27 protein-coding genes are annotated in these 26,998 nt (G+C 65.6%); 12 read left to right on the top strand and 15 right to left on the bottom strand.

Annotation, left to right across the window (positions count from 1 at the left end):
• Nucleotides 1-30: 30 nt before the first annotated feature.
• Together HNS03_RS06300 and fabI are read right to left on the bottom strand one after the other, a co-directional pair.
• The gene (locus HNS03_RS06300; RefSeq protein ID WP_367193845.1) at nucleotides 31-648 is read right to left on the bottom strand and encodes a histidine phosphatase family protein; all 618 of its coding nucleotides are present in this window, start codon (nucleotides 646-648) and stop codon (nucleotides 31-33) included.
• A 6-nt stretch (nucleotides 649-654) separates the two neighbouring features.
• Entirely contained in the window at nucleotides 655-1,473 is an 819-nt protein-coding gene (gene fabI / locus HNS03_RS06305) for an enoyl-ACP reductase FabI (RefSeq protein WP_367193846.1), read from the bottom strand.
• Nucleotides 1,474-1,635: 162 nt separating this feature from the next.
• Here fabI and HNS03_RS06310 point away from each other — a divergent pair, with 162 nt between their 5' ends.
• Nucleotides 1,636-3,078, top strand: coding sequence for an FAD-binding oxidoreductase (locus tag HNS03_RS06310; RefSeq protein ID WP_367193898.1), 1,443 nt, complete (start codon nucleotides 1,636-1,638; stop codon nucleotides 3,076-3,078).
• Nucleotides 3,079-3,107: 29 nt separating this feature from the next.
• The gene (locus HNS03_RS06315) at nucleotides 3,108-3,731 is read left to right on the top strand and encodes a glutathione S-transferase family protein (RefSeq protein WP_367193847.1); all 624 of its coding nucleotides are present in this window, start codon (nucleotides 3,108-3,110) and stop codon (nucleotides 3,729-3,731) included.
• Nucleotides 3,732-3,938: 207 nt separating this feature from the next.
• On the opposite strand, the gene HNS03_RS06320 is transcribed toward HNS03_RS06315, so the two are convergent.
• Entirely contained in the window at nucleotides 3,939-4,685 is a 747-nt protein-coding gene (locus HNS03_RS06320) for an SOS response-associated peptidase (protein ID WP_367193848.1), read from the bottom strand.
• 77 nt (nucleotides 4,686-4,762) lie between these two features.
• Here HNS03_RS06320 and HNS03_RS06325 point away from each other — a divergent pair, with 77 nt between their 5' ends.
• Nucleotides 4,763-5,203 carry an NUDIX hydrolase gene (locus HNS03_RS06325; protein ID WP_367193849.1) on the top strand — a complete coding sequence of 147 codons (441 nt, stop codon included), beginning with the start codon at nucleotides 4,763-4,765 and terminating at the stop codon, nucleotides 5,201-5,203.
• Between the two features lie 45 nt (nucleotides 5,204-5,248).
• Here HNS03_RS06325 and HNS03_RS06330 read toward each other — a convergent pair whose 3' ends face one another.
• Entirely contained in the window at nucleotides 5,249-5,893 is a 645-nt protein-coding gene (locus HNS03_RS06330; protein ID WP_367193850.1) for a LysE family translocator, read from the bottom strand.
• A 305-nt stretch (nucleotides 5,894-6,198) separates the two neighbouring features.
• Here HNS03_RS06330 and HNS03_RS06335 point away from each other — a divergent pair, with 305 nt between their 5' ends.
• Complete coding sequence (locus HNS03_RS06335; RefSeq protein ID WP_367193851.1) at nucleotides 6,199-6,933, top strand: hypothetical protein; 735 nt, start codon at nucleotides 6,199-6,201, stop codon at nucleotides 6,931-6,933.
• A gap of 190 nt (nucleotides 6,934-7,123) precedes the next feature.
• On the opposite strand, the gene HNS03_RS06340 is transcribed toward HNS03_RS06335, so the two are convergent.
• On the bottom strand, nucleotides 7,124-8,053 hold the full coding sequence (locus HNS03_RS06340; RefSeq protein ID WP_367193852.1) for a DMT family transporter: 930 nt from the start codon (nucleotides 8,051-8,053) through the stop codon (nucleotides 7,124-7,126).
• On the bottom strand, nucleotides 8,050-9,390 hold the full coding sequence (locus HNS03_RS06345) for a dihydroorotase (RefSeq protein ID WP_367193853.1): 1,341 nt from the start codon (nucleotides 9,388-9,390) through the stop codon (nucleotides 8,050-8,052). The genes HNS03_RS06340 and HNS03_RS06345 overlap by 4 nt, the downstream gene beginning before the upstream one ends.
• 186 nt (nucleotides 9,391-9,576) lie before the next feature.
• Between HNS03_RS06345 and HNS03_RS06350 the strand changes: the two genes are divergently transcribed.
• The 3 genes from HNS03_RS06350 (at nucleotide 9,577) to HNS03_RS06360 (ending at nucleotide 11,801) form a co-directional block, all read left to right on the top strand.
• On the top strand, nucleotides 9,577-10,470 hold the full coding sequence (locus tag HNS03_RS06350) for a folate-binding protein YgfZ (protein ID WP_367193854.1): 894 nt from the start codon (nucleotides 9,577-9,579) through the stop codon (nucleotides 10,468-10,470).
• A gap of 15 nt (nucleotides 10,471-10,485) precedes the next feature.
• The gene (locus HNS03_RS06355) at nucleotides 10,486-11,115 is read left to right on the top strand and encodes a hydrolase (RefSeq protein ID WP_367193855.1); all 630 of its coding nucleotides are present in this window, start codon (nucleotides 10,486-10,488) and stop codon (nucleotides 11,113-11,115) included.
• A gap of 179 nt (nucleotides 11,116-11,294) precedes the next feature.
• Nucleotides 11,295-11,801 (top strand): tyrosine phosphatase family protein, encoded by a 507-nt coding sequence (locus HNS03_RS06360; RefSeq protein WP_367193856.1) that lies wholly within the window; start codon nucleotides 11,295-11,297, stop codon nucleotides 11,799-11,801.
• A gap of 390 nt (nucleotides 11,802-12,191) precedes the next feature.
• Here HNS03_RS06360 and HNS03_RS06365 read toward each other — a convergent pair whose 3' ends face one another.
• Nucleotides 12,192-12,671: a MarR family winged helix-turn-helix transcriptional regulator gene (locus tag HNS03_RS06365; RefSeq protein ID WP_367193857.1), complete on the bottom strand. Its 480-nt coding sequence runs from the start codon at nucleotides 12,669-12,671 to the stop codon at nucleotides 12,192-12,194.
• A gap of 251 nt (nucleotides 12,672-12,922) precedes the next feature.
• Here HNS03_RS06365 and HNS03_RS06370 point away from each other — a divergent pair, with 251 nt between their 5' ends.
• A complete protein-coding gene (locus HNS03_RS06370) occupies nucleotides 12,923-13,684 on the top strand; it encodes an SDR family NAD(P)-dependent oxidoreductase (protein WP_367193858.1) in 762 nt (253 codons plus the stop codon).
• A 152-nt stretch (nucleotides 13,685-13,836) separates the two neighbouring features.
• Here the strand turns inward: HNS03_RS06370 and HNS03_RS06375 are convergent, their stop codons facing one another.
• Nucleotides 13,837-15,087, bottom strand: coding sequence for an Nramp family divalent metal transporter (locus HNS03_RS06375; protein ID WP_367193859.1), 1,251 nt, complete (start codon nucleotides 15,085-15,087; stop codon nucleotides 13,837-13,839).
• A 503-nt stretch (nucleotides 15,088-15,590) separates the two neighbouring features.
• Here HNS03_RS06375 and HNS03_RS06380 point away from each other — a divergent pair.
• Both HNS03_RS06380 and HNS03_RS06385 read left to right on the top strand, forming a co-directional pair.
• Nucleotides 15,591-16,811 carry an MFS transporter gene (locus tag HNS03_RS06380; protein ID WP_367193860.1) on the top strand — a complete coding sequence of 407 codons (1,221 nt, stop codon included), beginning with the start codon at nucleotides 15,591-15,593 and terminating at the stop codon, nucleotides 16,809-16,811.
• 87 nt (nucleotides 16,812-16,898) lie between these two features.
• Nucleotides 16,899-17,894 (top strand): MDR family oxidoreductase, encoded by a 996-nt coding sequence (locus HNS03_RS06385; protein WP_367193861.1) that lies wholly within the window; start codon nucleotides 16,899-16,901, stop codon nucleotides 17,892-17,894.
• Nucleotides 17,895-17,945: 51 nt separating this feature from the next.
• Here HNS03_RS06385 and HNS03_RS06390 read toward each other — a convergent pair whose 3' ends face one another.
• Together HNS03_RS06390 and HNS03_RS06395 are read right to left on the bottom strand one after the other, a co-directional pair.
• A complete protein-coding gene (locus tag HNS03_RS06390; protein ID WP_367193862.1) occupies nucleotides 17,946-18,503 on the bottom strand; it encodes an HNH endonuclease in 558 nt (185 codons plus the stop codon).
• Between the two features lie 116 nt (nucleotides 18,504-18,619).
• Complete coding sequence (locus HNS03_RS06395; protein ID WP_367193863.1) at nucleotides 18,620-19,270, bottom strand: alpha/beta hydrolase; 651 nt, start codon at nucleotides 19,268-19,270, stop codon at nucleotides 18,620-18,622.
• Between the two features lie 177 nt (nucleotides 19,271-19,447).
• On the opposite strand from HNS03_RS06395, the gene HNS03_RS06400 reads away from it, so the two are divergent.
• Nucleotides 19,448-19,699: a GlsB/YeaQ/YmgE family stress response membrane protein gene (locus HNS03_RS06400; RefSeq protein WP_367193899.1), complete on the top strand. Its 252-nt coding sequence runs from the start codon at nucleotides 19,448-19,450 to the stop codon at nucleotides 19,697-19,699.
• 26 nt (nucleotides 19,700-19,725) lie between these two features.
• Here the strand turns inward: HNS03_RS06400 and HNS03_RS06405 are convergent, their stop codons facing one another.
• Nucleotides 19,726-20,367, bottom strand: coding sequence for a DNA-3-methyladenine glycosylase (locus HNS03_RS06405; protein ID WP_367193900.1), 642 nt, complete (start codon nucleotides 20,365-20,367; stop codon nucleotides 19,726-19,728).
• Between the two features lie 125 nt (nucleotides 20,368-20,492).
• Between HNS03_RS06405 and gluQRS the strand changes: the two genes are divergently transcribed.
• The gene (gluQRS, locus tag HNS03_RS06410) at nucleotides 20,493-21,380 is read left to right on the top strand and encodes a tRNA glutamyl-Q(34) synthetase GluQRS (protein ID WP_367193864.1); all 888 of its coding nucleotides are present in this window, start codon (nucleotides 20,493-20,495) and stop codon (nucleotides 21,378-21,380) included.
• A 388-nt stretch (nucleotides 21,381-21,768) separates the two neighbouring features.
• Here gluQRS and HNS03_RS06415 read toward each other — a convergent pair whose 3' ends face one another.
• The 4 genes from HNS03_RS06415 to HNS03_RS06430 form a co-directional block, all read right to left on the bottom strand.
• On the bottom strand, nucleotides 21,769-22,596 hold the full coding sequence (locus HNS03_RS06415; RefSeq protein WP_367193865.1) for an exodeoxyribonuclease III: 828 nt from the start codon (nucleotides 22,594-22,596) through the stop codon (nucleotides 21,769-21,771).
• Nucleotides 22,593-23,486 (bottom strand): CoA ester lyase, encoded by an 894-nt coding sequence (locus HNS03_RS06420; RefSeq protein ID WP_367193866.1) that lies wholly within the window; start codon nucleotides 23,484-23,486, stop codon nucleotides 22,593-22,595. The genes HNS03_RS06415 and HNS03_RS06420 overlap by 4 nt, the downstream gene beginning before the upstream one ends.
• 126 nt (nucleotides 23,487-23,612) lie before the next feature.
• A complete protein-coding gene (locus HNS03_RS06425) occupies nucleotides 23,613-24,980 on the bottom strand; it encodes a DUF2252 family protein (RefSeq protein WP_367193867.1) in 1,368 nt (455 codons plus the stop codon).
• Nucleotides 24,981-25,034: 54 nt separating this feature from the next.
• On the bottom strand, nucleotides 25,035-26,993 hold the full coding sequence (locus HNS03_RS06430) for an acetoacetate--CoA ligase (protein ID WP_367193868.1): 1,959 nt from the start codon (nucleotides 26,991-26,993) through the stop codon (nucleotides 25,035-25,037).
• Between the last annotated feature and the right edge of the window lie 5 nt (nucleotides 26,994-26,998).

Here is a 26,998-nt window from a genome sequence, read left to right on the forward strand (position 1 = left end):
CGGTCGGGAGTTCGCCGGGCGCCGCGAGGCTCAAATCAGCTCCACACCGCCGTCGCGAAAGACCGCGATCCGGTCCTGGGGGGCCGGTAGTGCCGGCGCCTCCGCCGTCGGCGTACCCACAACCAGGTGATGCAGCACCCGGTAGACCCCGCCATGGGAGACCACCACCGAATCACGCTCCAGCGTCGCCAGCCAACCGGCCACGCGGCGCTTCAGGTCGCCGTAGCTCTCGCCGCCTGGCGGCAGGAAGCCCCACTTGTCGCGCCGCCGGGCGCGCACCGCATCGGGATCGATCTGCTTGAGTTCCGGAATGGTGTGGCCGCGCCACTGACCGAACGCGACCTCGCGCAGACGCTCTTCCAGCCGATAACCGTCCGCCTCCAGCCCGTTTTCGCCGCGCACGATCTCCATGGTCTCCCGCGCCCGCGACAGGGGCGAGGCGACCCAATCGACATCGCCGACGCAGCGACCGAATCGCGCCAGGCAATCGGCCAGGCGATCGCCGTTGCGCCGCGCCTGGCTCCGGCCGTGATCGTTCAGCGGCACGTCCGTCTCGCCCTGGAGCCGCTCTTCGGCGTTCCAGTCGGTCTGGCCGTGGCGAATGTGGATCAGCAGAACGCCCGGACGCAGGATTTCCGGCGGGGTCACCCGCGCTCAGTCCTTGACGGTGGAGATGTCCGGCGCGTCCACCGCCTTCATCCCGACCACGTGGTAGCCGGAATCGACATGGTGCACTTCGCCGGTGACGCCGCGCGACAGCGGCGACACGAGATAGAGCGCGGCATCGCCGACTTCCTCGATCGTCACCGTCTTGCGCAGAGGCGAATTCAGCTCGTTCCATTTCAGGATATAGCGGAAGTCGCCGATGCCGGAAGCGGCCAGCGTCCGAATCGGCCCCGCCGACAGCGCATTGACGCGGATCTTCTTCGGCCCGAGATCCGCCGCCAGATAGCGCACGCTCGCCTCCAACGCGGCCTTGGCGACACCCATCACATTGTAGTGTGGCATCACCTTTTCCGCGCCATAGTAGGTCAGCGTCAGGATCGATCCGCCATCCGTCATCAACGGCTCCGCGCGCTGGGCGATCGCCGTCAGCGAATAGCAGGAGATGTTGAGCGTCTTGTTGAAATTCTCAGCCGTGGTGTCGACGTAGCGGCCGGTGAGCTGATCGCGGTCGGAGAACGCGATCGCGTGCACGACGAAGTCGATCGAGCCCCACTCCTTCTCCAGGTTGTCGAAAACCTGGTTGATGCTTTCCGGCTCGGTCACGTCGCAGTGGCCGGCGACGAACGCGCCCAGCTCCGCCGCCAGCGGCTCGACGCGCTTGCGCAGCGCATCGCCCTGGTAGGTGAAGGCAAGCTCCCCGCCCTGCGCGCGCACCGCCTTGGCGATGCCCCATGCCATCGATCGGTTGTTTGCGACACCCAAAATCAGGCCGCGCCTGCCTTCCATGATGCCGCGAGAGTCCGCCATGATGTTCTTGATGATCCGCTTGTTGGAGGCGCCTCCGCCCGGGTCGCACCGATATGGCACAGGGCCTTGAGGGCTTCAAGCCGCGAGACGAGACACGCTTGAGCGAGCAGGTGCATGTTCTCCCTCGACGGAGGGGGAGAGAAGTGGCAAATCGTGTCGGCAATGACCCGAAAAAACCCGCCTTCACCCGAGCTCATCGAGCGGTTTGCCGCCATCGTCGGCGCATCCCATGCGCTTCGATCCCCGGACGACCAAGCCCCCTACTTGACCGAATGGCGCCGGCTTTATCATGGCCGCACGCCGCTCGTTCTGCGGCCTGGAAGCATCGATGAAGTCGCCAAAATCCTGTCGCTTGCAAGCGAATCGGATACGTCGATCGTGCCCCAGGGGGGCAACACCGGCCTGGTCGGCGGCCAGGTGCCGGACGAGAGCGGCGCGGAAATTCTCGTCTCGCTCGCCCGGCTCGACCGCATCCGCGAGGTCGACGCGGAGGGCTATACCCTGACGGCGGAGGCCGGCGTCACGCTGGCCGGCGTGCAAGCCGCGGCCGACGAGGCCGATCGCCTGTTTCCGCTATCGCTCGCCTCGGAAGGCTCCTGCACCATCGGCGGAAATATCTCCACCAATGCCGGCGGCACCGGCGTGCTGGCCTACGGCAACACCCGCGATCTGGTGCTCGGGCTGGAAGTCGTGCTGGCGAGCGGCGAGATCTGGAACGGACTGCGCCGACTGCGCAAGGACAACACCGGCTACGATCTGAAGAATCTGTTCATCGGCGCGGAAGGCACGCTCGGGATCGTTACCGCCGCCGTGCTGAAGCTCCACCCGAAGCCGGTTGGCCGCGAGGTCGCGATCGCCGCGGTTGAAAGCCCGGCCGATGCGGTCGCCCTGTTCGACCGGGTGAAGGCGGCCGCCGGCGGCGCCGTCGTCGCCTTCGAGCTCATCGGCCGGCGCGGGCTGGAATTCGTGCTCGCCCATGCGCCCGGCAATCGCGATCCGATGGCCACGCCTCATCCCTGGTATGTGCTGGTCGAGATCGCCTCCGGCCAGAGCCGCGAGGAAGCCCGCACGCTGCTGGAAGCAGCCCTCGGCGAGGCCATCGAAGCCGGCCTTGCGACCGACGCCGTCGTTGCGGAAAGCCTCGACCAAGCAGCCGCCTTCTGGCGCCTGCGGCATATGATCTCCGAAGTCCAACTCCACGAGGGCGGATCGGTCAAGCACGACATCGCCGTGCCGATCGCCGCGATTCCCGCCTTCGTGGAAGAGGCGACCCGGGCGGTCGAAACCCTGATTCCCGGCGCGCGCACGGTGCCGTTCGGCCACCTCGGCGACGGTAACCTCCATTTCAACGTGAGCCAGCCCGTCGGCGCCGACAAGGCCGCCTACCTGGCACGCTGGGAGGAGATCAACGCGGTCGTCCACGCGATCGTGCGCGATCATGGCGGATCGATCTCCGCCGAGCATGGCATTGGCCGGCTGAAGCGCGATCTCGTGGCGAGCGTGCGCGATCCGGTCGAGCTTTCAATGATGCGACAGGTCAAGAGGATGCTCGATCCCAAAGGCATCCTCAATCCCGGCCGCGTATTGATCCATCCGGACGATTGAGATTGGTCCGAACAAGCATAGGCGGCGACATGGCGAAGATCTGGGGGCGGAACACCTCGGCGAACGTGCAGAAGGCGATGTGGACGATCGGCGAGATCGGCCTGCGGGTCGAGCGGATCGACATCGGTGGGCCGTTCGGCGGCACCCGCGAACCCGCCTATCTGGCGCTCAACCCGAACGGCCTGGTGCCCACGCTTCAGGAAGACGACGGCTTCGTGATGTGGGAATCCAACGCCATCGTGCGCTATCTCGCCGAAAAACATGCCGCCGCGATCCATCCCGACGATTTGCGCACCCGCGCGATCGCCGGCCAGTGGATGGACTGGGAACAGACGGTTCTTTCGCCGGCGATCGGCCCGGTGTTCTGGGGTCTGGTGCGCCAGTCGGCGGCCGAGCGCGACGAGAAGACCATCGCCGCGGCGAAGGAAAAGACCCTCGCGGCCGTGGCCATGATGGAAGATCGGCTCGCCGAGACCCGCTTTTTGGCTGGCGACGCCTTTTCGATCGGCGACATTCCGGCAGCTGTCCACGTCCGCCGCTTTCTGGAGTTGTTCGAGCAGCGGCCGTCTTGTCCCAATGTCGAACGTTGGTTCGGCGAGATCGCCCAACGCGAGCCGTTCCAGACCCATGTGACAGCAATCGCGATGCAGTGAGACCTGTTAAAGATTCCGCTCATTCCCGCGAAGGCAGGAAGCCGTAGGAAACAAGCGATTTCACAGTAGAAGTCGCGCGCGAGCGCAGACTTCCCGACTCCCAACGGCTTGAAATGATGGCGTTCCTTTCTCAAAAGCCGCATGGCTTCCCGCCTTCGCGGGAATGAGAGGAGTCATCAAGGAAGGCCAACGATAAAGCCGGTTTCGTCAGTCGAACAGGTCGAACTGACCTTTGTCCGGCTTCGAGTCGGGGGCCGGCTCGTCCGCCGGTGGCGACGACACCGGATCCACCGGGTTCTGAATGCCCGGATCGTCCTGGCCAACGGCATTGACGCGGGAGCCGATCGCAACCGCCTCGAAAGTGTCTTCCGGCGCCGGCCGTAGGATCGAGGTCGCCGTTTTGGCGTCGACCGAACGGGTATCGAGCCAGAGCGCGAAATCCTCCGGCTGCACCACGGCCGGCATCCGGTCATGGATCGGCGATAGCGTCGCGTTCGCCGCCGTCGTCAGGATCGCCGCGGTTTCGATCACCCCCCCATCGGGATCGGTCCAGTCTTCCCAAATGCCGGCAAAGGCGACCAGATCGCCCTCGCTCGGGCGGATCAAATAAGGCTGGGAGCGGGTGCCCTTGCGCTTTTGCCATTCATAGAAGCCGCTTGCCGGGATCAGGCAACGCTTGTGGCGCATGGCGGTGCGGAAGGACGGCTTGTCGATCGCGGTTTCGGAGCGCGCATTGATCAGATTGGCGAGCTTGCTCGGGTCCTTGGCCCAACCGGGAATCAGACCCCAGCGCACCAAAACGAGCCGGCGCACTCCCGGCTGGTCCTCCCGCACGATCAGAATCGGTTGCGACGGCGCGATGTTGTAGCGCGGCGGCGCCTGGTGGGCCTCGAGCGCGTCGAAAAGCGCCTGGACCTCTTCAGGGCGCGCAACAAGAGTGTACCGGCCGCACATCGTCGCCTACCGTTGTTCCTCGGTCCCATCATGGCCTGACGGGATCGCACCGACCCCAACTCTCTCGGTATCCCGTTGTGACGAACCAATCGCAAGCCCCCGTCTTGCCCCGCCTGGGGATCAGTGTCGCCTGTTGGCGCGGCGACCAGGTGCTTCTGGTGGAGCGGGGCCGTCCACCGCTTGAGGGCCTGTGGAGCCTGCCGGGCGGTCATGTCGAGCCGGGAGAGCCGATCCGCGATGCCGCCCTGCGGGAGCTCGCCGAAGAGACCGGCGTGGACGCCGACCTTCTCGGCCTTGTCGATGCGCACGACGTCATTCGCCGCGACGAGGACGGAACGCTGCGCGCCCACTACGTGCTGGTGGTGTTCGCGGCCCGCTATCGCGCTGGAGTGGCGAGCGCCGCCGACGACGCCCGCGCGGTGCAATGGGCCCGTCCGGAGACAATCGAGGCACTGGCGACCACCGACGGTCTCGCCGATGTGGTCGCGCGGTCGCGTTGCCTGCTCGACGGCTCCTGAAGCATCAAGCGCTTCCCCGCATCGCCTGAAACGCTTGAGAAACGCTCAGACCACGCCGATCGCGATCAGACCCAGCCGGGCGAGAATCACCACGCCGATTGCGGTCAGCAATCCCCCGGCGACCCAGTTGAGCTGCTCCAGCCAGTGATCGTCCAGGTGGACCCTCAGCCGCGCCACGATCGCCGAGATCATCACCCACCACAGTAGGCAGCCGGCGGCGACCCCGAGCACCAACTCGGACGCCGCCAGCCAATCCCCCGGCTCCGGCGCCCATTCGCCCAGCGTTCCGAACAGGGCGAGAAAGCCCAGCAGCGCGCCGGGATTGGTGATGGTCAGCGCAAAGGCGGCCGCCATTCCCGACAGGACACCCTCGGAACGCTCCCCATCGGTGGCGTTGATGTGGGGGTGGCTCAAAATGATCCGGAGCCCGAACAGGATCAAAATCCCCCCGCCCACCACCTGGATGGTGCGGGCATGGCCTTCGAAGAAATCGCCGACCGCCGTCAGGCCGAACGCGGCCGCCGCCGCGAACATGGCATCGGCGATGACAGACCCCGTGCCCGTGATCACGCCCGGCAGAAAGCCGCGCCGAAATGCCCGCTGCATGGCCATGACGTTGACGGGCCCGACCGGAGCGGCCGCGATGAAACCGATCGCGACCCCCAACAGGATCATGCCGAGCTCACTCACGACGTCGGGGGCCTCCGCAGGATGGGCTGAACAAGAGACATCACGTTAGCGGCTAACGAACCAATCTGGAGGGGAGTTTCAATCACACTTGGAAGGAGGCCGGTGCAACTTGTAAGACTGGAGAGGGATGAGGGAAAGTGGACTTCGGTGTTTGCCCTCGCTCGGGCCAGTCGAGCATGCCCTCGGGTTCGGTTCGCTGCGACACGACGTCATCGCCGTTCGAAAGCCGGACGCGGCGCGAGATCAGGCGGCACATGCGCCACACGATTGGGGCACGCACAGCCCCTGCGAGAGGAGACAGTGCGGTGATCGCTGCGCGACCGATCAGACAAGCCGTCATGATCCTCCCATTGCTCGCGCTCGCCGTGCCGGCGGGCGGCGCGCAGGCGGCTGCGGACATCGAGCGCCCCGCCGTCTGGCCGATCGCGGCGCCCATTCTGGAGCCGGGCCTGGCGCCGGTATCCGACGATCCCCTCCACCCGTTCGCTCCCTTGAAGCAAACACCGGACCAAACGACCGAGCCGAGTGACGGATCGGAGACCTCGCCGGCCCCGGCCGAGCCTGCGGTCGGGAAGGCGCCGCCCGTCCACTACGGCGATACCGAGTTGCCGAGAGCCGTTGCCCGCATGCGCAATGCCTTGATGGACGCGGCGCGAACCGGCCAGGTTGAGGAGCTCGGCCGGGTCTTGGAACAGAACGAAATGCCGCCGACCCTCTCGTTCGACCCGGTCGACGATCCGGTGACGTTTCTCAAGCAGGCGTCCGGCGACGCCGAAGGTCGGGAGATCCTGGCCCTGCTTCTGGAGATCCTGGAGGCCGGCTGGGTCCATGTCGATGTCGGCACGCCGCAGGAAATGTATGTCTGGCCCTATTTCGCGCGCTGGCCGCTCGATGGCCTGTCGCCCGAACAGGAGGTCGAACTCTATCGTATCCTGACCGCCTTCGACGTGGACGAGATGCGCCGCCATGGCGGCTACATCTTCTACCGGGTCGGGATCGGTCCGGACGGCACGCTGCACTATTTCGTGGCCGGCGAGTAGGCCCGCAACGGTTTGACCCGTTCTGCTTTCCACGGAGTCGCCGAACGACTCTAACCCATTGTTTTGACGCATTTCCGGACGGCCAACCGGTTTCCACTTGGCCTGGAAGTGCGCTAGAGCGTGTCCCGTTCAAACTGATTCTATTTAAACGATAAGGACTTGCTCAAGTTATTGAATCTGGAGCCATTTCTTACCGCCGACGCACCGCGATCAGGCCGGCGGCGACGATAAGGACGATGCCGGCGACGGCGCGCAGCTCCGGGAGTTCCTGGAAGAACAGCGCGCCCCATAGCGCGGCGAAGCCGACATAGGCGAAGTCGTAGGACGCCACCACCGACGGCGCGCCGAGTTGGTAGGCGATCGCCGCGCCCACGCTTCCCACGATCAGCGAACCGGCAAGGATCGCCATGGCGCCCCATTGGCCGAGACCCATCGCAGTCCAACTGCCCAAAAGATAGGCGGACGTGCCTCCGCCCCAGAGCCAGCCCGCAAGGGTCCCGAGCAAGCCGGCGACCACGAACGCGCCATTCAGCGCCAACGACAGCGCGAACGGATGCTCCGCCCGACATTTGGTCCGCGTCAGAATCATAGCGAGCGCGTAGCAGACGGCGGAGACCAGCGGCAGCAGGACGAAGGCGTTGAAGTCGTCGGCGCTGGGGGCAAGGATCAAGAGCACGCCGACGAAGCCGAGCGCGACCGCGCCCCAGCCCACAAGACCGACGCGCTCGCGCAGGAACGCCGCCGAAAACAGCGTGATGAAGATCGGCAGGGTGTAGTAGGCCGAAGCCGCGATCGACAGCTTCAGGTGCGGCAGGGCGGCATAATAAACCACCCACATGGCAACCAGGAGCACGCTTCTGAGAAGCGTCCAACCCGGCCGCACCACCCGCAATGCCGCGAGACCGGTCCCGCGGCGCGCGAAGCCGATCGCCACCAGGGCCGGCATCGCGATCAGCGAACGCAGCACGAAGATCTGCCAGAGCAGAAAATCGCTGCTGACGAACTTGATGACGGCATCGCCGAAAGACAGAATGGCGACCGTGACGACGATCGTGGCGATCGCAAGCGCGAGATTGTCGCCGCTTGCGGCAGCGGCCTCCCTCGCCGCGCCCGACGTCATCCCTCCGCCGGCAACGCCTCCACGAACGAGATCGGCGCGCCCTCCCCCGGATTGACGAGGTCGCCTTCCCACATCACCTTGATGCCCCGCACGATCGTGCCCACCGGCCAGCCGGTAACGGAAAGCCCGTCATAAGGCGTCCAACCGGCCTTGGTGGCGATCCAGTCGTTGCTGATCGTCTCGGTCCGCTTCAGATCGACGATGGTTAGGTCCGCATCGTAGCCGAGCGCGATCCGGCCCTTGCGCGAAATCCCGAAGATCCGCTGCGGCCCGGCACTGGTCAGGTCCACGAACCGCTCCAGCGTAAGCCGGCCCTTGGCGACATGATCGAGCATCACCGGCACCAGCGTCTGAACCCCGGGCATGCCCGACGGCGATTCCGGATAGGAATTGGCCTTCTCTTCCCGGGTATGGGGAGCGTGGTCGGAACCCAAAACGTCCACCAGTCCGTCGCGCACGGCCTGCCAGATTCGCGCCCGATGGGCGGCATCACGCACCGGCGGGTTCATCTGCATCAAGGTGCCGAGCCGCTCGCCGTCCTCGTCGATCGCCAGCGTCAGGTGATTCGGCGTGACTTCCAGGGTGGCCACGTCCTTCTGATCGGCTAGATAGTCCATCTCTTCGGCGGTGGAGATATGCAGGACGTGCACCCGCCGGCCCGCCTTTCGCGCCGCGCCGACGAGCCGGCGGGTCGCCATCAGCGCCGCCGTCGGGTCCCGCCAGACCGGATGCGAGGTCGGATCGCCCGGCACGCGCAGGTCCTTGCGTTCGCGCAGCCGCGGTTCGTCCTCCGCATGGACCGCGCAGCGCCGCGAGATCGCCCGCATCACCCGGTCCAGCGTCGGGTCGTCCTCCACCAGCAGCGTCCCGGTCGACGATCCCATGAAGATCTTGATGCCGGCCGCACCCGGCAGCTTTTCCAGGTCCGCCAGCGCATCGATATTCTCCGCCGTGGCGCCGACCCAGAAGGCATAATCGCACGACATGCGCCCGGACGCCCGGCGCAGCTTGTCGTCCAGCGCAGCGGCGGAGGTCGTCGTCGGCGAGGTGTTGGGCATCTCGAACACGCCGGTGACTCCGCCGAGCACGGCGGCACGCGCGCCGGTCTCCAGGTCTTCCTTGTGCTCCAGCCCCGGCTCGCGGAAATGCACCTGACTGTCGATCACGCCCGGCAGGATGTGCAGCCCGCGACAGTCCACGACCTCGCTAGCCGACGCCTGGATCAGATCGCCAATCGCGGCGATGCGGCCATCCCGAACGCCGACGTCGACCTGCTCGCGGCCGTTGGGGGTGACGACAGTACCGCCGGCAAACACGGTGTCGAAGCTTCCGCTCATCTCTCAGGCGACCTCGGTCCGGTTTCGATTCCGACGCGTTTATAGCATCATGAGTTGAATGGTCATTCCCCGATGGCGGCGATTCGCCGATGCCGGGGCAGAACCTTGCCGGAGCGGGCCCGCGACCCTACGTCGAAGTCGGCGGGACGCGTTGCGGCGCCAATGTGTGATCTGGGAGATGCCTCGATGACGGCTCAGTACATCGCCGAGCTCGACGATCGGGCGGTCATCCGCGTGAGCGGGCCCGAGGCGCGCTCCTTTCTCCACAACCTTTTGACATGCGATCTGGAGACGATCACCGACGGCACGGCCCGCTACGGCGCACTCCTGACGCCCCAGGGCAAGGTGCTGGTCGACGGCTTCGTCATGACCCAGCATCCCGACACGCTGATCGTCGACCTGCCGCGCGCGAGCGCGGCGGAATTCCTGAAGCGGCTGAAGGTCTACAAGCTGCGCGCCAAGGTCGAGATCGCAGACGTGACCGCCGACCACCGGGTCTATGTGGTCTGGGGCGGCGCCGGGCCGCCGATGCTGCCGGGCGTCGTGGTCCGCGATCCCCGTCTCGATGCGCTCGGCTATCGGGCGGTCGTGCCACGGACGGCCATCGTCGCGGGGTCGGGCCTCTCCGGCTTCACCCGCACCGATCCCGGCGCCTACCACGCCCATCGCATCGCGCTCGGAGTACCGCAATCCGGCCGCGACTTCGTGCTCGGCGATGCCTTTCCGCACGATGTGGACATGGACCAGCTCAAGGGCGTCGACTTTACCAAGGGCTGCTATGTGGGCCAGGAAGTCGTCTCCCGCATGCACCATCGCGGCACCGCCCGCCGGCGGATCGTGAAGGCGCTCGGAGAGGAATCCCTGCCGCCGCCGGGCGCGCAAATTCTCGCCAACGACCGGCCGATCGGCACCCTTGGCTCCGTGGCCGGAAAGGCCGGGCTCGCATTGGTGCGTCTCGACAGGGCCAAGGCGGCCATGGACGCCGGCGAAACCATCACCGCGGACGGGCATCCGATCCGTCTGGAGCTGCCGGAGTGGGCCGGTTTCGGCTGGCCGGAGAGCGAGACCAAAGCAGGATGAGGCGCTTCGGTCGTCATGCCTGACATTGCCGGCGCACCGCCGCGAGCCTGGCAGCGCATGCTGTCGGGTCGGCGGCTCGATTTGCTCGACCCCTCGCCACTCGATGTCGAGATCGAGGACATTGCCCACGGCCTGGCCAGGGTGGCGCGCTGGAACGGCCAGACGGTTGGTCCGCACCCCTATTCGGTCGCCCAGCATTCGTTGCTGGTGGAGCATCTGGCCGCCCGTCTGGAGCCTGAGATGCAGGCCGAAGCGCGCATGTCCGTGCTCCTGCACGACGCGCCGGAATATGTCGTGGGCGATCTGATCTCGCCGTTCAAGGCGGTGCTCGGCGGCAACTACAAGGCCGTGGAACATCGCCTGCTGGCGGCCATTCGTATGCGGTTCGCCTTGCCGGCGGAACCGAGCAACACGCTGACGAGCCTGATCAAGCAGGCCGACATGGCCGCCGCCCGCCACGAGGCGATGTGCCTTGCCGGCTTCGACGAGCGCGAAGCGCGGCGCTATTTCGGCCCCGTCGGACGGCTGAAACCAACCCGCGAGACCGAAGACTATCTGGAGCCCTGGCCCACCGAGGTCGCGCAAACGCGATTTCTGGAGCGCTTCGCCCTGTGCGAAAAGGCCCGGTCTGCGCGCTCCGGTTAGCCTTGGAGCGATGCGTCGCCGACCAACCTCGGCGCCGCCGTCGCAAAAGGGACGTGCCAGGGTGCAAGACAAGACACCGATCCGATTCGAACCGGAACGATAAGAGAGAAATGGCTTTCCGCGTTGTATCAGCCCTGATCCATCCGTTCCGCCGCGCCGACAACTCGAGGACGACGCCGATGATCTACGTGACCTCTCTCGCCCGCCTCCACGAGACCGTGGAAAGCTGCGGCGCCCGCCACGTGGTGACGCTGATCAACGATGGCACCGCCGTGGTGCGCCCGGAAACGGTGCCGGAGGAAAATCACCTCTTTCTCGGCTTCAACGACATCGTCGATCCGATGGAAGGCATGGTTCTGCCAGCCGCTTACCATGTCGACCAGCTCGTGACGTTCGTGGAAGCCTGGGATCGCTCGACCCCGCTGGTGGTGCACTGCTTCGCCGGCATCAGCCGATCCACGGCCGCCGCCTTCATTGCCGCCTGCGCCCTCCAGCCGGAGCGAGACGAGGCGGAGATCGCCAAAGCGATCCGAAAGGCCTCGCCCACGGCGACCCCGAACAGCCTGCTGGTGGCACTCGGCGACGAGCGGCTCGACCGACAGGGACGCATGCGCATGGCGGCAAAGGCAATCGGGCGCGGGCGCGACGCCTTCGAAGGCGAACCCTTCATGGTCGCGATCGAGTAGAGCCCGGGCTGTCCCGCGGCGTCCGAGAAAGAGCTCCCGGCTCAGCAAATCGATACGCCCGGCGAAACCCGCCTGGACTGCGGCGTTCGCTGGAGTGAACTACTAAGAGTGCTCGACTATGCGCCAGGGGGATTTGGCGACAAGCCAGTGTCCCAATCTCCGCTTATTCCCGCGCAAGCGGGAATCCATAGGGCGCTTCGAGCAGCCTGGAAACTAGAGACCCGTTCGATCGGGATGGGGTTTTACAAATATTGAAATCGAGGCCGTGTCCGACCTCTTCTGCCAGAATCGTATGCCGACTCACTATGGATTCCCGCTTGCGCGGGAATGAGCGGAGTGAAAGGCAAGCGGCGCGCGATCGCGCAGGCTTCGCACTTAGTCCTGTAGCAACTAAGGTCGGGCCATAGCGTCGCTCGGCTCCCCCTCGCCCGCGTCTTCAACGGCGACGAGGACATCGTCCAAATCCTTGAGCATGGTCCAAAGCTGGTCGCGCCGCTCGCTTCCGAGATTGCGGGCGATGGTGCACTCCACCCGTTGCCAGGCCGGCAACGCTCCGGCAAAGGCGGCCTTGCCGGCATCCGTCAGGTTGAGCCGCCGCTCGCGGCGATCCTGGGCCGGGACCGAGCCGGTCCACCCCAGCGCCGACATCCGATCGACGGTTCGTGACAGCGTGGTACGATCGGTGGCGAGCCTGTCGGCAAGAGCGGACAGCGTGAGCGCTTCGGACCGGTCGAGCTCGGCCAACACCGCGAACTGGACGATCGACACTCCGCTCTCCGCCAGCGCGGCCTCATAGGCCTGAGTGACTCGCCGCGCAGCCTTGCGCAGGCGGTAGGCCGTGCAGGCCAGATCGGGATCACGCCCGCTCACCGTCTCGTCCTCCCTGTCGTTCCGGGGTCGGCCAGCACCGGCCCCGACCGCGAGCCGCGCGAACCGGACATCCCGCACGCATCTCGTCGGCAGCAAGATAGGTGCCATACCATCTAATTGCGGCGAACGAGATGTCGAGGGTGAAAAACGCAAATTCGGCGGACTCGCGTCGCGAAGCGGGATGTGAAAAAGGAAGAACGACGTTTCCGGCTCGGGCATCCGCCCGGCGAAAGATGTGGGGAGAGAAACAGATGCAACTCGATGGCGTGGCAGCAGTCGTAACCGGTGGCGGATCGGGCCTGGGCGCGGCGACCGCGCGGGCACTGGCCGCGAAAGGCGCGAAAGTGGCGATCCTCGACTTCAACGAGGAAGGCGCCAAAGCAGTCGCGGCCGAGATCGGTGGCGTCGCGCAGGCCTGCGATGTCAGCAAGCCGGAAGACGTGGAAACCGCCCTCGCCGCCGCAGCCGCAGCCCACGGCGATGCCCGCCTGCTGGTGAACTGCGCCGGCGTCGCTCCGGCCCAGAAGATCCTGTCGCGCTCGGGCACCATGCCGCTCGAGGCCTTTCGCAAGGGCGTCGAGGTAAACCTGATCGGCACGTTCAACGTGTTGCGGCTGTTTGCCGAACGTGCCGCCAAGCTCGAGCCGCTTGCGACCGGCGAACGCGGCGTGATCGTAAACACCGCCTCGATCGCAGCCTACGACGGCCAGATCGGCCAGACCTCCTATGCCGCCTCCAAGGCCGGCGTGGTCGGGCTGACGCTGCCGGCGGCCCGCGAGTTCGCACCGCTCGGGATTCGCGTGGTGACCATTGCGCCCGGTATCTTCGAAACCGCAATGCTGAAAGGGCTTCCCGAGGCCGCACAACAGAGCCTCGGCGAGCAGGTGCCGTTCCCCTCCCGCCTCGGCCGGCCGGAGGAATACGCCAAGCTGGTGCTTCAGATCGTCGACAACGAGATGCTGAACGGCGAGGTCATCCGCCTGGACGGCGCGCTCCGGATGGCGCCGAAATAGAGAGCGCTTTTTCGCTCACCGGCTCCGCGAGGGCGGCCCATAAACGTGTCCAGGCGAAGCGGTTTCCGCTTCGCCTGGACACGATCCCAACTTCAATCGCTTGAGCATGTCCTTTTCGTTCGGACTGTTTCAATCTGAACGGGAAATACTCTCTAACCGCTCGGAATCCAGCCGATCGTCTGCCCCAGAACCACCAGGTTGAGGATCAGCAGAATTACCGTCACCGGCCACAGAAGCAGACGGATCCAGGCGCGGTTGGCGAAGTCGCCCATCGTCTTCTTGTCGTCGGTGAAAATCACCAGCGGCAACATCGCGAAGGGAAGCTGCAGGGAGAGGACCACCTGGCTCCAGACCAGGATCTCCACCGGTGGCGCATTCAGAAAGATCGCGATCAGCGCCGGCGCCATGGTCACGGTGCGTGTCCCGACCCGGATCAGGAACGGGCTCACATTGGGCATCTTGAGAAAGCCTTCGAACACCACCTGGCCGGCCAGCGTCGCCGACGTGGACGAAGCGACGCCGGCGACCAGCAAAGCGATGGCGAAGATCAGCCCCGCGCCCTGGCTCAGGATGGGCACCAGCGTCTTGTAGGCGTCATCGAAGGACGCGATCACGGTGCCCGTCTTCATGTAGATCGGATTGAAGACGGCGGCGGCGACCACCAGGATCGCGGCGTTCACGAACCAGGCGAACGTGAGCGAGATGTTGGTGTCCCACAGCGACCAGCGATAGAGGGTTCGCGGCTTCGCCAGGTTCTCGCGCACGCGCGAAATCGCCAGGTTGGAGTGAAGGTAGAGATTGTGCGGCATGATCGTCGCGCCGATGATGCCGACGGCGATGAACAGCGCGCTGGCATCCATGATGTCGGCGCTGGGCAGAACGCTGTCGCGCACCACTGCCTCATAGTCCGGATCGCTCATAAAGAGCTCGATCACGTACATCAGGCTGACGCTGGTCAGAAATGTCAGGAAGACGGTCTCGATCGCCCGGAAGCTCCAGCGGTTCAGAAGCAGGATCAGAAAGACGTCGACGGCGGTAATGATCGCGCCCATCCACAAGGGGATCGCGAACAGGAGATGCAGCGCAACTGCCACGCCGATGATCTCGGCGAGATCGGTCGCCATCATCGACAGGACCGCCGACACGAACAGGATTTTCGCCGCCCAGGGCGGGAAACGCTCCGCGCAATGCTGGGCCAGATCCTTGCCGGTGGCGATGCCGAGCTTGGAACACAGATTCTGGACCAGCGCACCGATCAGGCAAGACAGCGACAGCACCCAGAGCAAGGTGTAGCCGAACTGGCTGCCCGCCTGCAGGTCCGTCGCCCAATTGCCGGGATCGAAGTAGCCGATCGAGATGATGAAGGCCGGGCCGAAGAAGCGCCACCATGCCGGCCGCCGCACCACGCTCTCTTGGTCCAGCGAATATGCTTCACCACGCGGCAGAGGAATTTCCCTCCTCTGCCGCCGCCTTTGAAAACCACGCAACATGTCGAGCCCCCGTGCCCGCTCCGGCCGCGATCGACACCCCCGGGTCGAAACAACCCAGCGGCACAGTCCTTGGCCGATTTCGATGTTCCGGGCCGGATTCAACGGGCACGCGCCCATTTTCCTCGCCCCGCCCAGTCGACCGACCGCTTATCAGGCGCCGAGATCCGAATCAATTCTTTATCAACGCATGAATACTAGAAAGAATACAGCTTTCTCAGGCAAATTATGCAGACAATACCAATAATAATTCTAATAAATCGAGGTGCCGGTGAAGCCAGCCCAACTCCCGATCGATCACCAAACCCGATCCGTTCCATCACAAAGTTTCGGTATTCGGGGGCAGGATCCCGGCGTATAAATAGGTGCTATGGCGCCTATCAAGCGCTGAGAAGATCAAAACCCGCCGGGAGGTTACCGTGAGCGCATCGTCCTCGCCTGCCGTGAAGGCGGCCGTTCCGCTCCCTGTCATTCTCATATCCGGCTGCCTCGTGGCGCTCCTTTCTTTTGGAGAGCGCTCCGCCTTCGGCTTGTTCTTAAGCCCCATGACCGAGGCCCGCGGCTGGACGCGGGAGACCTTCGCGCTCGCGCTGGCGGTGCAGAATCTCGTCTGGGGCGCGGCCCAGCCGGTGATGGGCGCCCTTGCCGACCGCTATGGGACCGGCCGGGTGCTGGTTCTGGGCGGGGTCTTCTATGCGATTGGCCTCTACGTTGCCAGCTTCGCGGCCGACCCGCTGATGCTCCAACTCGGGATGGGAATTTCCGTCGGCGTTGGGCTGGCCGCGGGTTCGTTCACCATCGTCATTGCCGCTTTCGGGCGGTCCGTGACGCCCGCCAAGCAGTCGCTCGCCTTCGGACTTGCAACGGCAGCCGGCTCGTTTGGCCAATTTCTGTTCGGCCCCCTCACCCAGGCGCTTATCGAGGGGGTCGGTTGGGAGCGCACGCTGGTCGTCCTGGCCGTCGCGATCACGACCCTCGTGCCGCTGGCCTACGCGCTCAGGGGCCGAGCGGCGATCGACTTGGGAGCCGTCCCACAGACATTTCGGGAGGCGCTGGCGGAAGCGTTCGGCTATCGCAGCTATATCCTGCTGGTCTTCGGCTTTTTCGTCTGCGGTTTCCACTTGGCGTTCATCGCCGTGCATCTGCCGCCCTATCTGACCGACCTCGGCATGAGCCCGATGCTCGGCGGCTGGGCGCTCGCGCTGATCGGCCTGTTCAACATCGTCGGCTCGCTGTCGGCCGGCGCCATCGGAGCGCGGTTTTCCAAGTCGTACGCCTTGTCGGCGCTCTATCTCGCGCGGGCGGCCATCATCCTGGCGTTCATCTCGTTTCCGGTGTCGCCGGCAAGCGTGCTGCTGTTCGCCGCCGGCATGGGCCTGCTGTGGCTTTCCACCGTGCCGCTCACATCCGGGCTAGTCGCCGTCATGTTCGGTCCACGCTACATGGCGACCCTGTTCGGCTTCGTGTTCTTCTCCCATCAGATCGGCTCGTTCCTGGGCGTCTGGCTCGGCGGGCGCATATACGACCAGACCGGCTCCTATGATCTCGTCTGGTGGATCTCGATCGGGCTCGGCGTGTTCGCCGCCCTGGTCCACCTGCCGATCCGCGATGCGCCCGCGCCGCGCCTCGCCGCCGCCTGATCGATCGCAACCGCCCTCTTGCGTCGCGCGCCGTCCCCAGTCACACCGGAAGTGGGTGGGAGACAATGCGAGCCGAAAGGGTCAGCGATGGAACGGTTCAAGGCGATCTGGATCACCAAGACCGAGGGCGAGAAGCGCCAGAACCCGCCGGAAGTAAGGGAGATCGGTCTCGACGACCTGATGGAGGGCGACGTCACCGTCCGCGTCGAGGAGACCACGATCAACTACAAGGACGGGCTCGCGATAACTGGTAAGAGCCCGGTCGTCCGCCGCTTTCCCATGATCCCGGGGATCGATTTCACCGGCGAGGTGGTTGCCTCCGACACCGTCGATTTCGCGATCGGCGACAAGGTGATCCTGAACGGCTGGGGCGTTGGCGAGACCCATATGGGCGGCTTCGCCGGCTACGCCCGCGTCAACGCCGACTGGCTGATCCCGCGTCCGCACGATCTCACCGGTTATGAGGCGATGGCGATCGGCACCGCCGGATACACGGCGATGCTGTGCGTGATCGCACTGGAGCGTCACGGCATCCTGCCGGAACGCGGGCAGGTGCTGGTGACGGGGGCCGCCGGCGGCGTCGGGTCGGTCGCCCTCGCGATCCTCGCCAAGCTCGGCTACGAGGTGGCCGCCTCAACCGGCCGGCCCGAGGAGGCCGACTATCTGCACGAGCTCGGCGCGACCACGATCGTCGAGCGCTCAGAGCTTCAGGGCGCGGCACGGCCGCTTGCCAAGGAGCGCTGGGCGGGCGCGATCGACACGGTCGGCTCGGAAACGCTGGCAAACGTCTTGTCGATGGTTCAGTACGGCGGGGCCGTCGCGGCCTGCGGGCTTGCCGGAGGCATGGACCTGCCGGGCTCTGTGGCACCGTTCATCCTGCGCGGCGTCTCCCTGCTCGGCATCGATTCGGTGATGGCGCCGCGCCGTCTGCGCGTGGAAGCCTACGACCGGCTGGTACGCGACTTCGACCGGGACCGGCTGACCCGGATCACCACCGCGATCGGATTCGACGACATCATCACCAAAGCCGAAGAGCTGATGGCCGGCAAGGTGCGCGGCCGCCTGGTGGTCGATTTGAACTGAGGCGCCGGTCGCCCCGCGGAAGTTCATCCCGGCACACCCCATAGGCCGCGATCAGGGCTCCAGCTCGGTGTCCCAATAGAGGAAGTCGAGCCAGCTTTCGTGGAGATAGTTCGGCGGGAACAGGCGGCCATTGTTGTGCAGGTCCTGCACCGTCGGCCGGTACGGCATCTGGCGGGGCCACATGTCGATATCGCGGCAGGACTTGTTGCCCTTGCGCAGATTGCAGGGCGAGCAGGCTGTGATCACATTGTCCCAGAGGGTGAGGCCGCCCTTGGAGCGCGGGATCAGGTGATCGAAGGTCAGGTCTTCCCGGGTGCCGCAATATTGGCACTCGAACCGGTCGCGGAGGAAGACGTTGAAGCGGGTAAACGCGGGGTGTCGGGCAGGCTTGATGTACGTCTTGAGCGAGACGACGCTTGGAAGCTTCATCTCGAAGGACGGACTTCGCACCGCCGCTTCATATTCGGAAACGATGTTCACCCTGTCGAGGAAGACCGCCTTGATGGCATCCTGCCAGGACCACAAGGAGAGCGGATAATAGCTCAGTGGCCGGTAGTCGGCGTTCAGCACCAACGTAGGGTGCGCATCGGGAGATACCGCTATGGTCACTCGATGTCCCTCGTCCCTCAGTTGATTCGCCAACTTCGGATGCGCGGCGACACTATGTATAGGCTCTATGTCACTCTTGTGAAGAGCCTTTGTGCGCAGCACATGGTGTCGCGGAATCAGTTAGCCGGCAAGACTTCGGCGAGGAAAGATCTTCCCATTTCGAGCCCGACCGGCCCGATTGCATGGCCGAGGCCCGGCTCGACATGGCACGTGACCGGGACGTTCAGCTCCCGCAGGCGCTCGTTCGCCTGAAGGCTGTGCTTAACCGGCACGACATCATCGCTGTCGCCATGAACCAGCAGGACGGGGAAGCGATGGCGCAGATCCCGCGCCAGATGTTCCGGTCCCGCCAGCAGGCCGGAATAGCCGATCAGGCCCGCAATCCGTTCCGCCCTGCGAAAGCCGACATAAAGCGCCATCATGGCGCCCTGGCTGAAGCCCACCAGGGCGAGACGATCGTCCGTCAGGCCGTAGCGCTCAAGCTCGCCATCGATGAAGCGGTCGAGACCAGGCCCGGCCGCGCTGACGCCACGCCAATATTCCGAGGGATCGCGCATCGTGAGCGCAAACCACTGCCGCCCGATCGGCATGGCCGCACACGGCTCCGGCGCGTTCGGCGCCACGAAGGCGACGCCGGGGAGCGCAGGCGCAAACGCCTCGCCGAGCGCGATCAGGTCGGAGCCGTCGGCCCCGTAGCCATGGATCAGCACGACCAGGCCGCGCACGGGCCCTTCCGGTTCAAGACGCGGGGCACTCTCAGGATTCATGGCTGTGCGATCCCTTCTCGGTCTGCGATGCTCGCTTCGGCAGTTTCAGGCGACAATCGGATACTTCCAACGGAATTGGGAAAGCATCCAAGTCGCCACGGCGTCATGAAAACGGAACCCAAACCCGGTTAACGTGGTTTCCGAGGGCACCATCACCTAAGGGGCTTGGCTACTATGATCACCATCATTTCCTGGATCATTCTCGGTCTGATCGCCGGCGCAATCGCGAAATGGATCATGCCGGGGCGCGATCCCGGCGGCATCTTCATCACCATGCTGATCGGCATCGCCGGCGCGTTCGTTGGCGGCTATGTCGGAACCGCGCTCGGCTTCGGCGCCGTCACCGGCGGCTTATCGCTCGCCTCGATCCTGACCGCGATCGTCGGCGCGCTGATCCTGCTCGCCATCTACCGCGCGCTGCGCCGCTAAATCCGGCAGCCTCCGGGCCTGACCGATCAAACCGGCAGGGTTTCGCGGCCCTGCCGACGCGCGCGGTAATAGCTCCAGAACAGACGGGCGGCCACGCCGCGCCACGGCGACCAGCCTTCCGCAAGCGCGGTGAGCTCCGCTTGCGATGGGCGCGCCTCCAAAGACAAGGCATCGGCGACGGCGACCTGCAGCGCCAGATCGCCCACGGGGAAGATATCCGGATGTCCGGCGCAAAAGAGAAGATAGATGTCCGTGGTCCAGGGCCCGATGCCCTTCACCGCGCACAACTGGCCATGCGCGTCCGCCGCCGGCACCGCGCATAGCCCGGCAAGGTCCAGCCCGCCATCGACCGCTTCCGACACTGCCCTAAGCGTGCGGATTTTCGGCCGCGACAGACCGGTCGCCTTCAACGTCTCGTCGGAGGCCTCGGCGATGCTTGCCGACGACAGAGGCGACAGCGTCGCCGTCAACCGGTCCCAGATCGCCGCCGCACTCGCCACGGAAAGCTGCTGGGAGACCACGATCCGCGCCAGCCCCTCAAAGCCCGGCGCGCGCAACCGCAGCGGCACTTCACCGGCGATCTTCGCAATGGCGTGAAGCCGCGGGTCCGTGGCGAGCAGAACTTCGAGCCCGTGGGCAATGTCCGCCTCCGTGCGGATCGCGGCCACCGGAAGCGGCGCAGCCGATGGCGCGGCCCCGGCTTTGGCCTTGGCAACCCGCGAGGTCCTTGCCATGGGTCTCCCTTCCCCGCTACCCAACGAAATCGCATCCGACCGATCGCCAGCCAACGCCCGTGCCCACCGACCCATTACCCACCTATCGCTTTGCACCGAGCCCGAATGGCTATCTCCATCTGGGCCATGCGCTGTCGGCCATTTTGAACCACGATTTGGCGGCCTCCAACAACGGGCGCTTTCTGGTGCGGATCGACGATATCGATCAGACCCGCGCCCGTCCGGCGTTCGAAGACGCAATCTTCGAAGACCTCGACTGGCTCGGGCTTCAATGGGCACCGGACATCCGCCGCCAGTCGGAACACACCGACGACTATCGCGCCGCCCTCGCCCGGCTCGACGCCCTCGGCTTGGTGCGCCGCTCCGTCGCCACCCGCCGCGAAATCGCCGAGGCTGCCGCAGCCGCCGAAAAAGCCGGAACGCCCTGGCGCCGCGACCCCGACGGCGCCTGGATCGCCCCGCCCGACGAAGCCTTCCTGACCACGGACGCGATCGCCACCCGAATTGCGACGGATGCGCCCGCAACGCTCCGCCTCAAGACCCGCAAGGCCATCGCCCATCTGGCCATCGACCTCGCCTTCGTGGAGGAAGATGCGGGACCGGCCGGCGAGACGGGCTTGATCGAGGCCGATCCTACGCTCTGGGGCGACGTCGTGCTCGCCCGCTCCGATGCGGCAGCGAGCTATCATCTCTCCGTGGTGGTGGACGATGCCGCCCAGGGCATCACCCATGTGGTGCGCGGCCGCGACCTGTTCTACGCCACCGCAATCCATCGGCTCCTGCAAGCGCTGCTGGATCTGCCGGCACCCCGCTATCGCCATCACCGGCTGATCACCGATGAGACCGGCCGCAAGCTGTCCAAGTCGAGCCAGGACACCAGCCTGCGCGAACTCCGCGACCAGGGCGCAACCCCCGCCGACATCCGCCGCAAGATCGGGATCGGCTAGAGCATTTCCAGGCCAAGTGGAAACCGGTTGGCCGTTCGAAAATGCGTCAATAGAAATGGCTGTAGCCGTTTTGGCGATGCAACGAAGAGCGGAACGAGTCTAAAGCCCCGGTTCCCACTTGTCTCAGGCTTTACGAACCCGGCGCGTCGGCATGGGTGAGCGCCTGCCCCATCCTCCGCTCACTCCCGCGAAAGCGGGAGTCCATGGGGCGGTAGCAGGTGAACTGGCGGGGTCATTCAAGGTGGGGCGTTTGCAGGAAAGGCGCCGTGCCGACCTCTCGCCCCCTCAGCCCTTCTTGAGGGCCTATGGATCCCCGTTTTCGCGGGGATGTGCGGAGATTGTGGGTGCGCCACGCAAATCCGGTTCCCACTTTTCCTGGATTTGCTCGTTACCCCGTAATCGTCACCAGAACCGGGACGTGGTCGGAGGGCTTTTCCCAGCTCCGGGTTTCCGTGGGGACCTGGATGTCACCGACCCGATCGGCCAGCGAAGGCGACGCCCACATATGATCGAGCCGCCGCCCGCGGTTGGAGACCGTGTGGTCGCGGTTGCGATAGCTCCACCAGGTGAAGACCTTCTCCGGCACCGGGATGTCGCGACGAACCACGTCGATCCAACGGCCGGCGACGAGCGCGGCGTCCAGCCGTTCGGTCTCCTGAGGCGTGTGGCTGACCACTTTCAGAAGCTGCTTGTGGGACCACACATCCTCCGGCAGCGGCGCGACGTTGAAATCGCCCCCGACCAGGCTCGGCACGGCCGAGGCGGTCATGCTCCAAGGGGCGAACGCTTCCAGATAGGCAAGCTTGTCGCGAAATTTCGGGTTCACCTCCGGATCCGGCTCGTCTCCGCCGGAGGGGATATAGAGCGAATGCAGCACCACCGGCTTGCCGGCGACCTCGATCGCCCCGGAGATATGCCGGCCTTCATCGATATCGGCGAGGTTTTCCCGCGTCACGTCGGCGATCGGCCGCTTGGAGGCAATCGCCACGCCATGGTGGCCCTTGCGCCCGTTCACCTCGACATGGGGAAAGCCGAGCTTGTCCAGGGCGGATCTGGGGAACTGGGCGTCCGGACAGCGCGTCTCCTGAATCAGGAGCACGTCCGGCGCATGAGCCGCAACGAACTGTTCCACGAGGCCGATCCGCGCGCGGATCGAATTGATGTTCCAGGTCGCGACGACCAGGCGGTCGCCCGCCGCACGGCTTGCCCCGCTCACGCGACCGTCCCGCGCGCGGCGATCGCGTCCGCAAGTGCCACCGTCCGCTCAGCGATTTCGGCGTGCAGGCGTTCCACCATCCGTCCGTCCAGCGAGATCGCGCCTTTGCCGGCATTCTCCGGCTGCTCGAAGGCCTCGATGATCCGGCGCGCCTGAGCGACCTCGTCCTCGCCGGGCGCGAAGGCTCGGTTCGCCTCTTCGACCTGTTTGGGATGGATCAGCGTCTTGCCGTCCATGCCGAGCTCGCGCCCCTGACGGCATTCGGCGGCAAAGCCGTCGGCGTCGTTGATGTCGTTGTAGACCCCGTCAATCACCGAAAGATCGTTGGCGCGGGCAGCGGCGACGAAGGTCGAAAGCCAGGACAGCATGGTATAGCGCCCCGGCACCATCTGAGCCCGAGTTTCCTTGGCAAGATCGTTGGTGCCGATCACCAGCGCATCGAGGCGGCGGCCGGCGTCCTCCTCCACCGCTTCTGCGATCGATCTGGCGTTGAGGACGGCACGCGGCGTCTCCATCATCAGCCAGATCGCCAGATCGTTGGGCGCGCCGAGCCGCGACAGGATGCGACCGATCGACATGACATCGTCGACGGTCTCCGCCTTCGGCACCAGCACCGCATCCGCACCGCTTTCCGCGATCGCCTCCAGGTCGCCGATCCCCCAAGGGGCCGACAGCGGGTTCATCCGGATCACGATCTCACGCGGACCGTAGCCACCGGCGCGCACGGCGTCGATCACCTGCGTCCGCGCCATCTCCTTCATGTCCGGCGCAACGGCGTCTTCCAGGTCGAGGATCAGGCAGTCGGCTGGAAGCGTCCGCGCCTTCTCCAGGGCGCGGACATTGGAGCCAGGCATGTAGAGGACGCTGCGGCGCGGACGAATGTCGGTCATGACGTCTCCGGATGGGCGCGGGTAGGGCGGCGGGCGAAGGAATTGCGAGGCCGGATCGGCATCAAATCGCCCTCCGGTGATCCTCGATAGCAAACCGGTCGCCGGACGCAACCCGTGCGGAGCAGCTTATGCGTTCGAAGGTGTGCGTTCGCGCACCAGACGGCGCACGAGCACCCAATCGTGGATCACGCGCTCGGCATAGGCTTCCGCCAGGTCAACCAGGTGGCCGATCGCCGGCTTGGACAGGCGCTCGCACATATGGCGCTCGAACCGAACGGAGCGCTTGTCGGAGCGCCCGTGGGCCAGCGCCACGGCCCGGCCCGACGCCTTGGCGTGGTCGAGAATGTTGTCGGCGATGTCGCCGTCGGCCAACTCGTCGGCATCGACGCCCACCTTGGCGTGGTGGCGGGTGCGGATCAGCCAGTGGGAATCGTTCCACACCACCTCGTCAAGGACCCGGTCGGGGTGACGCTGCATCAGCCGCTGGCTGTCGATCACCAGATGGGCCGACGGCATCCGGTTGGCCGGATCGAGATCGGGAAAATGCGCCAGGAAGGCCGGCGGCCGCTGCTCCTTCACCTCCACCAGGTGATAGAGTTCCATCACCGAACGCCAGTCCTCCCCCTCAAGCTCGTCGACCTTCGGCCCGACCAGAAGATAGTATCGGTCTGCATCGCGAGCACCGAGCCCGGCATCGAGCCGGACGGCGAGATCGCAGATCGTATCGTCCACATAGGGACGGAACACCGCATCCACCATTCCCGCCCTGGGGCCCAGCAGACGCTCCAACCGGCCTCGTTGATGCTTCAGCCGCGGCGTCTGGGACTTCAGGTCGGACGCCTTGGCAAGCTTGGACTTTTTCAGGAAGTGGTCGCCATGGACGGCACGCTTCTTCGCCTTCTTCTCGTAGGAGGCGAGGAAGTGCTTACCCTTGAAACCGTCCACCACGGAATCCCAGCGATCGACCGGGTCGTCGACGATCGCCGCACAGGTCTTGCGGTAGCGCTTCAAGAAGGCCTTGACCGCCGGCCGGGCCGCCGCGAACCCCGGCGATGTTCTCAGCCGGTCGCAGGGCCAATCGACATAGGTGCCTTCGTCGTCGCAGCGCGCCCGGTCGGCCGCCAGAAACAGACTGACCGCATAGCGCACGAGATCCCATTCGGCATGACCCACGCCGGCGTCGTCATAGTCATTGGGGCAGAAATGTACCCACGCCGGTCCGGCCCAGGCGCCGCCTTCGGTGACGAAGCCCAGATTCTCAAAGTGGCAATCGCCCTGGATCCGCGTCTTGGAGCTAGGCGCGACCTCAAGGTCGATCACCTCGTCCTTCAGGTCGCGATAGTAGAGCCCGGCCGTGCCCCGATAGAAGGCGAACGGCGAAGACGCCATGTCGCTATGCTTGTCCGACAGCGGCCCGCATCTGAGATCGACGCCGTCGACCCGCGCGATTTCCTGAAGAATCGTCTCAAATCGGCGGTCGTCGTCGCCAAGCATCCCCGCGCCCCCTTTGATGGTGCATCCCCAGGGTGCCGAACGTGGGCGGCGTTCTCAATCCGAAAGCTGCGGCAGATCCCGATAGAAATCGAGCGCCTCCGGATTGGCGAGCGCCTCCTTGTTCTTCACCTCGCGACCGTGAACCACGTCACGCACCGCAAGTTCCGTGATCTTGCCGGATTTCGTGCGCGGGATGTCGTCGACGGCGACGACTTTCGCCGGAACGTGGCGAGGGCTGGCGCCGGAGCGGATCTGAGACTTGATCTTTTTCTCCAACGCCTCGTCGAGCTCGGCACCTTCCGCCAGCCGCACGAACAGCACCACGCGGACGTCATTGTCCCAGGTCTGGCCGATGGCGAGCGCCTCCACCACCTCCGGGATCTGCTCCACCTGGGCATAGATTTCGGCCGTGCCGATGCGCACGCCGCCGGGGTTCAGCGTGGCGTCGGAGCGCCCCAGGATCACGATCCCGCCGTGGGGCGTCCATTCGGCGAAATCGCCGTGGCACCAGACCCCGGGAAAGCGCTCGAAATAGGCCGCGCGATATTTGGCGCCGTCGGGGTCGTTCCAGAACATCACCGGCATGGTCGGGAACGGCCTGGCGCAGACGAGCTCGCCCTTGCCGTCGCGGATCGGGTGGCCATCCTCCGACCATACCTGCATGTCGAGGCCCAGGCCCGGCCCCTGGATTTCGCCCTTGTAGACCGGCTTGATCGGAATTCCGAGCACGAAGCAGCCGACGATATCCGTGCCGCCGGAGATCGAGGCCAGATGAATGTCGTGCTTGATCTTGTCGTAGACGAACGAGAAGCTTTCCGGCGCCAGCGGCGACCCGGTCGAGGTCAGCAGCCGCACGGTGGAGAGGTCGTGGCTGTTGATCGGCTCCAGCCCGGATTTGGCCACCGCGTCGATGAACTTCGCCGACGTGCCGAACAGCGTCATCTTCTCCTGGTCGGCATAGTCGAACAAGATCGCGCCGGAGGGATGGAACGGCGAACCGTCGTAAAGCAGCAGCGTCGCCTCGCAGCCGAGCGCCGACATCAGCCAGTTCCACATCATCCAGCCGCAGGTGGTGAAGTAGAACACCCGGTCGTCGGGCCGGACGTCGCAGTGCAGGCGATGCTCCTTCAGATGGGTGAGCAGCACGCCGCCGGTGGCGTGCACGATGCACTTCGGCACGCCGGTCGTGCCCGACGAGAACATGATGTAGAGCGGTTGGGAGAACGTCACCCGCTCGTAAGTCACCTCTTTCGCCTCGAAGCGGGCGATCGCGGAGTCGAGCGCTTCGGCGCGCGGCACGGACGCGGCGACCTCCAGGGCACGGTCCAGATAGGACACGATCCATACCGTTTCCGCCGTCGGCAGCTCTTTCGCGACGGAGGCGAGCTTGTCGGCGACCGCGATCTCCTTGCCGTTGTACCAGTAGCCGTCGCAGGCCACGAACACCTTCGGCTCGATCTGGCCGAACCGATCCAGCACGCCGCGCTCGCCGAAGTCGGGCGAGCAGGAAGAGAAGGTGGCGCCGAGCGAAGCGGTCGCCAGCATCAAGGCGGTGGTCTCCGGCATGTTCGGCATCATCGCCGCCACCCGGTCGCCGACGCCGACACCCGCGGCCGACAGCGCCTGCTGCAGCTTGGAGACGAGCGCGTGGAGCTCGTCCCAGCTCATCCGGCGCTTCACCTTGTCCTCGCCCCAGAACACGATCGCGTCGCCCGATCCGATCCGGCGCAGCATGTTCTCCGCGTAGTTCACGCGCGCGTCGGGAAAGAAAGCGGCGCCGGGCATCTTGTCGCCATCGACGAGCACGCGCGCGCCCTTGTCGCCGATCACCTCGCAAAAATCCCACAGCGCCGACCAGAAGCCTTCCAGATCCTCGACCGACCAGGCATGCAGCACGTCATAGTCGGCAAAGGTCTTCCCGGTCCGCTCCCCCGCGAAGGCCATGAACCGCGCCATCTGCGTGCCCGCGATCCGCTCCGGAGACGGCGTCCACAAGGGTTCGTCATGCGTCATATGGT

Origin of the sequence: Amorphus sp. 3PC139-8 (genome assembly GCF_040750475.1) — a bacterium.
Taxonomy (GTDB): Bacteria; Pseudomonadota; Alphaproteobacteria; order Rhizobiales; family Amorphaceae; genus Amorphus.